The sequence below is a fragment of the Halohasta salina genome, from assembly GCF_024178165.1.
In the GTDB taxonomy this organism is placed as follows: Archaea; Halobacteriota; Halobacteria; order Halobacteriales; family Haloferacaceae; genus Halohasta; species Halohasta salina.
Window position 1 is genome coordinate 154,414 of record NZ_JAMZIE010000001.1, and the last position, 6,617, is coordinate 161,030.

8 protein-coding genes are annotated in these 6,617 nt (G+C 65.7%); 5 read left to right on the top strand and 3 right to left on the bottom strand.

Annotated elements, in window-relative coordinates:
* The first annotated feature begins 182 nt into the window (after positions 1 to 182).
* The gene (locus NKJ34_RS00765) at positions 183 to 1,175 is read left to right on the top strand and encodes a PrsW family intramembrane metalloprotease (protein WP_253736353.1); all 993 of its coding nucleotides are present in this window, start codon (positions 183 to 185) and stop codon (positions 1,173 to 1,175) included.
* Positions 1,176 to 1,181: 6 nt separating this feature from the next.
* On the opposite strand, the gene NKJ34_RS00770 is transcribed toward NKJ34_RS00765, so the two are convergent.
* Entirely contained in the window at positions 1,182 to 1,532 is a 351-nt protein-coding gene (locus tag NKJ34_RS00770; RefSeq protein WP_253736354.1) for a cell division protein SepF, read from the bottom strand.
* 100 nt (positions 1,533 to 1,632) lie between these two features.
* Between NKJ34_RS00770 and NKJ34_RS00775 the strand changes: the two genes are divergently transcribed.
* Positions 1,633 to 2,331 carry a DUF1028 domain-containing protein gene (locus NKJ34_RS00775; protein WP_253736355.1) on the top strand — a complete coding sequence of 233 codons (699 nt, stop codon included), beginning with the start codon at positions 1,633 to 1,635 and terminating at the stop codon, positions 2,329 to 2,331.
* A gap of 1 nt (position 2,332) precedes the next feature.
* Here the strand turns inward: NKJ34_RS00775 and NKJ34_RS00780 are convergent, their stop codons facing one another.
* Positions 2,333 to 2,812, bottom strand: coding sequence for an RNA-binding protein (locus NKJ34_RS00780; RefSeq protein WP_253736356.1), 480 nt, complete (start codon positions 2,810 to 2,812; stop codon positions 2,333 to 2,335).
* 137 nt (positions 2,813 to 2,949) lie between these two features.
* Between NKJ34_RS00780 and NKJ34_RS00785 the strand changes: the two genes are divergently transcribed.
* The 3 genes from NKJ34_RS00785 (at position 2,950) to NKJ34_RS00795 (ending at position 4,829) form a co-directional block, all read left to right on the top strand.
* Entirely contained in the window at positions 2,950 to 3,249 is a 300-nt protein-coding gene (locus tag NKJ34_RS00785; protein ID WP_253736357.1) for a DUF7562 family protein, read from the top strand.
* Positions 3,250 to 3,303: 54 nt separating this feature from the next.
* Positions 3,304 to 4,635 (top strand): ribonuclease catalytic domain-containing protein, encoded by a 1,332-nt coding sequence (locus NKJ34_RS00790; protein ID WP_253736358.1) that lies wholly within the window; start codon positions 3,304 to 3,306, stop codon positions 4,633 to 4,635.
* A gap of 62 nt (positions 4,636 to 4,697) precedes the next feature.
* Complete coding sequence (locus tag NKJ34_RS00795; RefSeq protein WP_253736359.1) at positions 4,698 to 4,829, top strand: transporter; 132 nt, start codon at positions 4,698 to 4,700, stop codon at positions 4,827 to 4,829.
* A gap of 50 nt (positions 4,830 to 4,879) precedes the next feature.
* Here NKJ34_RS00795 and NKJ34_RS00800 read toward each other — a convergent pair whose 3' ends face one another.
* Positions 4,880 to 6,130, bottom strand: a complete 1,251-nt coding sequence (locus NKJ34_RS00800) for an inorganic phosphate transporter (protein ID WP_253736360.1) — start codon at positions 6,128 to 6,130, stop codon at positions 4,880 to 4,882.
* Positions 6,131 to 6,617: the final 487 nt, after the last annotated feature.

Genomic DNA, 6,617 nt, shown 5'->3' on the forward strand with positions numbered 1-6,617 from the left:
CTCCTCGCGCGGTCGTCGTCGTTCGGGACGGCCCGGGGGTCTCGGTGGGGCCGTCGCGTGGGACTGTGGCCGCTCGCAGCGCGAACATGGCGGCGGTTCGACCCCGGCGGATTTGAAAGGTCCGTTCGGCCGCGGGCTACCGCATCGAGAAGACCTTAGTTCCGGGCGGCCGAAGGACGGCTATGCGCGACCGGCAGGATCCAGTCGAGGCAGCCGACGACGGCAGCCGGGACCTCTACGACGTGGCGACTTGGGAGGAACGAACCTCGGTCGACGGCGCGGCGGTCGCCCTCTACTGGCTGTTGACTCGGACGGCCAAGTGGGTCGTCGTCCTGCTCGCGTTGGGCATCCTCGTCGGTATCGGCGGCCTCACAGCGATCAGCGAGCCGGCCGTCGGGCTGCTGACGGTGCTGTCGGTGATCCCGGCGCTGGCGCTGGCGGCCTACGTCTACCGGTCGGACGTGACCTCCGGCGAGCCGCTGTCGCTGCTGGTGGCGACGTTCATCCTCTCGATCCTGTTTGCGACGTTCGCGGCCATCGTCAACAGCTACGCCCGCGAGCTGTTCGCGCCGCTCGGCGGGCTCGGACTCGTCTTGTTTTACTTCCTGATCGTCGGCCCCGGCGAGGAGGCAGTGAAACTGCTGGCGGTGCGGCTGTATGCCTACACCGACGCCCGGTTCGACTCGGTCGTCGACGGCGCGGTCTACGGTGCGATCTCCGGGCTCGGCTTTGCGACCATCGAGAACTCGCTGTATATCGTCACTCAACTCGAAGAGGCCGGCGAACTCGCCGAACTCAGCCTCGGCCTCGGAGCCATCCTCGCGGGCGGCGACATCACAGCGGTGCGCGCGCTCGCCGGGCCGGGCCACGTCATCTACTCGGCGGTCGCCGGCTACTACCTCGGATTAGCCAAATTCAACGCCGATAACAGGGGCCCCATTATCGTTAAGGGGCTCCTACTGGCGGCGGTCATCCACGCGACCTACAACTCGACGGTCGGACTGGGCTCGTTTGCCATCGCCTCGGCGTTCGGACTCCCGCCGCTGGCGGCGTTTTTCGTCTTCGTCATCGTCTTCGACGGGGTTTTCGGACTCTTCTTGCTCCGGAAGATCTGGCACTACCGCTCGATGTATCGCGCCGTCGGGGCGAGCGAGCGGCCGAACACCGGTTGGTAGCTGCGGTTACAGCTTCTCGCGGGAGATCGAGATCCCGGTCGGCGTGATGATGAGCTGGTCGTCGCCCTTCTGGACGATGTCGCCGTTTACCTCCTCAGCGACCTGCCGGAGTTCGTCGATGATCTGCTCGACGGTGCGGTCCTGCGTGCTGTGGCGGGTGATATCGGCGATGACGAGATCCCCGTCGTAGACGGTGTCCTTGATCGGAATCACGTCCTGACGGCCGGCGATTTCGGCGATGCGAACGGAGGGCCCAGCGCCGCCGGTGGCAGTTTCGAAGCTGTCGAGGTCGAGTTCGACGTAGTCCTCGGCGTTCCGCTGGTCGCTGCCGCCGAGAATCTTACTCATGATACCCATACCCTCTATGGGCGCGGGTTACCCATTAGTTCTTACGTCAGACGCCCCGCGTCGGCGGCGACTCCCAAAGTGGCTTCACCACAGGCATAGAGGGGTCCGTATGACCCTCAGTCTGTGTGTCCGCGAACCCTACCGGACCGACGACGGTCGACAGTTCCGGTTCGGCGTGGCGGTCACGACCCGGCTGCCGGGGGTCGGCGCGATCTGTCCGTTCGTCTCCGAACACGGTGCGGTGGCGGTCCAGAGCCACGCCAGCGACTGGCTCGGCGACCGAACGCTGGCCTATCTCGCCGACGGCCTCGCGGTCGACGACGCGGTCGACGCCCTGTTGGCGGCCGACGACAATCGCCGCAACCGGCAGATCCACGGCGTCGACGCCGACGGGAGCGTCGCCGTCACCGGCAGCGGTTGCGTCGAGTTCGCGGGCCACCGCGAGGCCGGCCAGTTCACCGCCGCCGGCAACCTGCTGGCCAGCGAGGACGTGCTTGCGGCGACCGCGAGGAGCTACGAGACGACGGCCTTCGGCGACCTGCCGCTGGCCGAGCGGCTGATCGACGCGCTGGCGGCGGGCGTCGAAGCCGGCGGTGACCGACGCGATTCGCTGACCGTGGGGAGTGCCGCCGTCCGGGTGGTCGACACCGCGGAGCCGACCCCCCGGACGTTCTACAACGACCTGCGCGTCGACGCCAGCGAGACGCCGGTCGCGGATCTACGGACGACCTACGAGGCGGCGCTGCTGGGATACGAACAGAGTCGCGAAGCCTACGCCGACGAGGTCGGCGACGTCTCGCCGGAATAACTCAGACCGAAAACGTGTAGAGATCGTCGCCGACGTGGTGGATCGACTCGACGACCTTGTCCGAGTCGCCGACCATGTCATCGCCGTCGGTCAGCGCACGGCCGATCGCCAACACTTTGCCGTGGGTCTCCTCGGCGATAGCGACCAGATCACCGGGCGCGATGTCGGCGTCAGCCTCGACGATGCCGGGCCGCATCACGTCCGCGCCGTTGGAGACGAACTCGACGGCGCCGGCGTCGACGGTGACGACCGACTCGGTCGGCGGGAAGGCGTTTGCGCCCTGGACGGTGAGAAACGGTTCGTCGTCGAGTTCGGCGACCAACTGCTCACTGTCGACGAGGACGACGTCGAAGGGCGTGTCGCTCAACTCGACGAGTTCGAAACTGTCGCCGGTGACCTCGGCTCCGAACGCCTCGTCGAGGGACGCTTGGAGCGAGGAGATGGCGTCGCTCCGGAGGTGGTGTCTGGATTTGACCTGCATACCAGTGGGTGGCCGTCCCACCGAATAAATCGACCGTTCCGCGCCGACCGGCGGTCGTGTCGACGCCGAAACGTCGTCGTACACCCGTCAGACGGGGAGGAACAAACGATAAGTGGGTTCGAACGAAAGGGAGTGGTATGTGGCGCGCCCGGAGCAATCAGGGTCGGACGACGGTGAGCTGTACCGCCTGTGGTGAGTCGGTCCCGCGTTCGGAGGCGCGTGAGTACGACAAGGAGGGCAACCGATGGGAGCGACACGACAAGGAGTTCGAGCACTTCTGTAAGGACTGTTTCCGGGAACTGTGCCACCAGCCGCGCGGCGACCTTGAAGCGACCCTGACCGAGATCGAAGCCGCGGGGCTCTCGCAGGCCGAGTTCCTCGACCGGTATCTGGCCGCCGTCGACCCCGAGCGGTCGACCGATCACCACGAATCCTGACCGCAACGTCCCGCCCCCGACACGTCTTTCTATCCGACCCCCATTGAGGGAGGTATGTCAGATGAGCAGGCCCAAGCCGGCACGGCCGAGGGCCAAGGGCCGGTCCGGATCACCGAATCGATCGCCGATCAGTTGGCCGACAAACGGGAGGAACTGTTCGAGGAGTTCGAGATCCGCGACGCGTTCCCAAGTGACGTACTCGTGGAGGCCCGCAAGCGAACCGAGGACGTCTACGACGAGATCGAGGCCGAACTCGACGACCGGCGGGACCTCCGCGAGTTGACGACGTGGACGACCGATCCCGCAGACGCCCAGGACTTCGACGACGCGATCAGTATCGACGAGGACGACGAACACTACACCCTGTGGGTCCACATCGCCGACGTCAGCCACTACGTCCACCCCGGCTCGGAGATGTGGGCCGAGGCGCTCGAACGCTGTAACACCGTCTATCTCCCCGCCTACACGGTTCATATGCTCCCGCCAGTCCTTGCAGAGACGGTCTGTTCGCTCGTCCCCAACGAGGACCGATTGGCCCACACCGTCGAGATGACGATCGACCGGGAGACGCTGTCGTTCGAGGAGGTCGACATCTACAAATCCGTCATCCACAGCGACGAGCGGATGACCTACACGCAGGCCGAAGATCGGATCGACGAGGAGGGAGCCCCGCTTCACGAGGAGTGTGCGCTCGTCTTCGAGTTGGCCGAACAGCTCCACGAACAGCGGAAGGAGGACGGCTCGCTCGTGTTGAACCCGGCGCGTGATCGCGCCCACACCATCGTCGAGGAGTGTATGCTGAAGGCGAACAAGGCCGTCACCCACGAGCTGATGTGGGGCCGCGGCGTCGAGGCGATGTACCGCGTCCACCCACAGCCGACGCCCGATCAGTGGAACGACGCGCTCCGTGAGATCCAAGAGATGGAGGGCGTCTCGATTCCCGGCAGCTCGTGGGACGACCCGCGGAAGGCCGTCAACGCGGCCCTCGAAGAGTCGCCCGGCCGCCAACTCAACAAGATCCAGCGGGCGGTGCTGAAGGTGATGCCACGCGCAAAATACATGAACGACCCCTTCGGCGGCCACCACGCGCTGAACTTCGATATCTACGGCCACTTCACGAGCCCGATCCGGCGGCTCTCGGATCTGATCAACCACTGGATCGTCCACGAGAACGACGTCCCCGAGAACCTCGTCGAACTCTGTGACAAGGCCTCCGACAAGCAGAAGGACGGCGAAACCGCCGAGCGGCTGTACAAGCAGTACATGAACGAGATCCATCTCGACCCCCACGCGATCAACAACCGTGGGCTGGAGGTGCTCTCCGACGAGGAGATCGCCGCGTTGGACGACGAGGAGAAAGAACGCGTCCACGGCGTCGACGCCTAACCGATCGGGACTGTCGGCCTGAAGGCCACAATCGGTAGGCGGCCTCTCGTCGTCGACGCCGTATGGTCAGACTCAGTACGCTCGGCTTTCTGCTCGGGATCGTCCTGTTGTTCGTCCCACTGCCCCCGTTTGCGATACTCGCATCGCTCGTCGTCCTGTTCGTCTCGGTGGTCCTCCGGTTGCTGGGCAGCTAACGGCTCGGCACGACCGCGGGGTCGACGGTAGTCCGTGTCGACCGACCGTCTCAGAGAACAACGAGGAACAGCGGATACGACCCAACGACCGATAGCGTCGGTGTCAGCACCCACATCGAGACGATCCGGGTGACCGCTGTCGGATCGAACAGGCTCCGGCGGTCGAGTTCCGCCGGTCCCTCCTCGCCGATATCCGGAATCTCGGGCACGTCGGCGGCGGACTGCTCGGCGGGAGCCTCGCCACGCGCCAGATCGCCGACAGTCGGGCTCGTCGGGACGCCCTCGGTTCGGGAGGCCACCAGCGCACCGGTCGAGACGTCCAACTCGGGTTGGGTGTCGGGAGTGGGCGTCGCGAGTTCGGAGACGGTGACCGCGCGGCTCGCGCGGCCCCAGCCCAATCCGATAATACAGCAGGTCGTGCTCACCGCGAGGCTGGCAGGGATTCCCAAGACGGAGAGGACGGTGATGATCGTGCCGCCGATGATGGAGACGATCAGCGAGGCCAAAATCGGGAGTTCTGTGATGTCGTCGCCGACCGTTTCGAGCGTTCGCCGGGCGATGGTAAACCCGCCGAGCCCGAAGGCGAAGACCGCCAGCAGGACGCCCTGGTCGACTGTCAGCGGCCCCTGCTGGCCGACCAGCGGGGCGACCGCGTTGGCGGCGTTGGAGGCCCCCGCCGAAAACGCCATGTAGCAGGCGATGACCAGCACCATCGCCGAGCCGACGATATCGGTCGCGGAGGCGTTGCCGTTGACCGTCAGCCGCGGGAGCCTCCCGGAGCGATCCAACTGGAACAGCGGGGCGTCGAACTGGGTGAACGCGACGCGGCGGTCGAGATACGGGTAGACGTAGCGACCGATCAGCGCCCCGCTACCGAAGCCGACCAACGGGGCGACGATCCACGCCGAGAGGATCGTAAACATGAGCGCCTCGTTGAGCGTCCCGGTGGCCAGCCCGAGACCGACGATCGCACCGACCGCCGTCATCGAGGTCGACGCTGGGACGCCGTAGAGGTTCGAAACAAGCAGCGAGAGGCCCGTGAAAAAGAGGACGCCGACGCTGGCGACCGGCGTGAACTGCGCGGCGGGGACGATACTGCTGCTCATCGTGTCGATGACGTTGCGGCCGACCGTCCACGCGCCGACGAACCCGAAGGCCGTGAACAGCCCTGCAGCGGTCGTTTTGCGCACGAGCCGGCTGCCGACTGCGGGGCCGAAGGCTACGCCCGTCGACGAGCCACCGATATTGAACCCGACGAACACGGCGACGAGGATGCCAGCGATTGCGAGCAGTGACAACATCTGTCTAACCGTATTGAGTTCTGATATAAGTGGGCTACGGAACGCGGGAACAATCCATCCGTAGGCTAGTTCCGACGTTACAGTGTCGAGACCGGTAGTATCGAATGTTTAATCAGGTAGGACTATCTACATCAGCGATAAGATACCTCGAACCGGCGTCCGTGTCGACAACAGGTGGGACTGTCACGGCTCGACCGGTCGATTCACTATGTATCGTTCCCCTCCCGTCTGGGGCCTATCCGGCGGTCGTCCCCGCCGGCACCCCCCGGCAATACGGGCAGTCATCGGTCGGCATAGCCGCCGGTCCGTCGACGTACGCCCGAGCGGACAACGGCCGGCCCGCCGTCTACAGAGGTGAAACGCGATGGCGGCCGTACCGGACCCCACGGCTCGACTCGTGGTTGCGGTCTGTCTCTTCGTAGCCGGGACCGCCGGCGTGGCCGTGGTCGACGATGCGGTGGGGGTGGTCTCGGCGCAGAATGGCGAG

Coding starts and splice junctions, on each gene's coding strand:
- NKJ34_RS00795 (WP_253736359.1), top strand. CDS start 4,698: ATGGTCAGACTCAGTACGCTCGGCTTTCTGCTCGGGATCGTCCTGTTG.
- NKJ34_RS00800 (WP_253736360.1), bottom strand. CDS start 6,130: ATGTTGTCACTGCTCGCAATCGCTGGCATCCTCGTCGCCGTGTTCGTC.
- NKJ34_RS00775 (WP_253736355.1), top strand. CDS start 1,633: ATGACCCTCAGTCTGTGTGTCCGCGAACCCTACCGGACCGACGACGGT.
- NKJ34_RS00770 (WP_253736354.1), bottom strand. CDS start 1,532: ATGGGTATCATGAGTAAGATTCTCGGCGGCAGCGACCAGCGGAACGCC.
- NKJ34_RS00765 (WP_253736353.1), top strand. CDS start 183: ATGCGCGACCGGCAGGATCCAGTCGAGGCAGCCGACGACGGCAGCCGG.
- NKJ34_RS00780 (WP_253736356.1), bottom strand. CDS start 2,812: ATGCAGGTCAAATCCAGACACCACCTCCGGAGCGACGCCATCTCCTCG.
- NKJ34_RS00790 (WP_253736358.1), top strand. CDS start 3,304: ATGTCAGATGAGCAGGCCCAAGCCGGCACGGCCGAGGGCCAAGGGCCG.
- NKJ34_RS00785 (WP_253736357.1), top strand. CDS start 2,950: ATGTGGCGCGCCCGGAGCAATCAGGGTCGGACGACGGTGAGCTGTACC.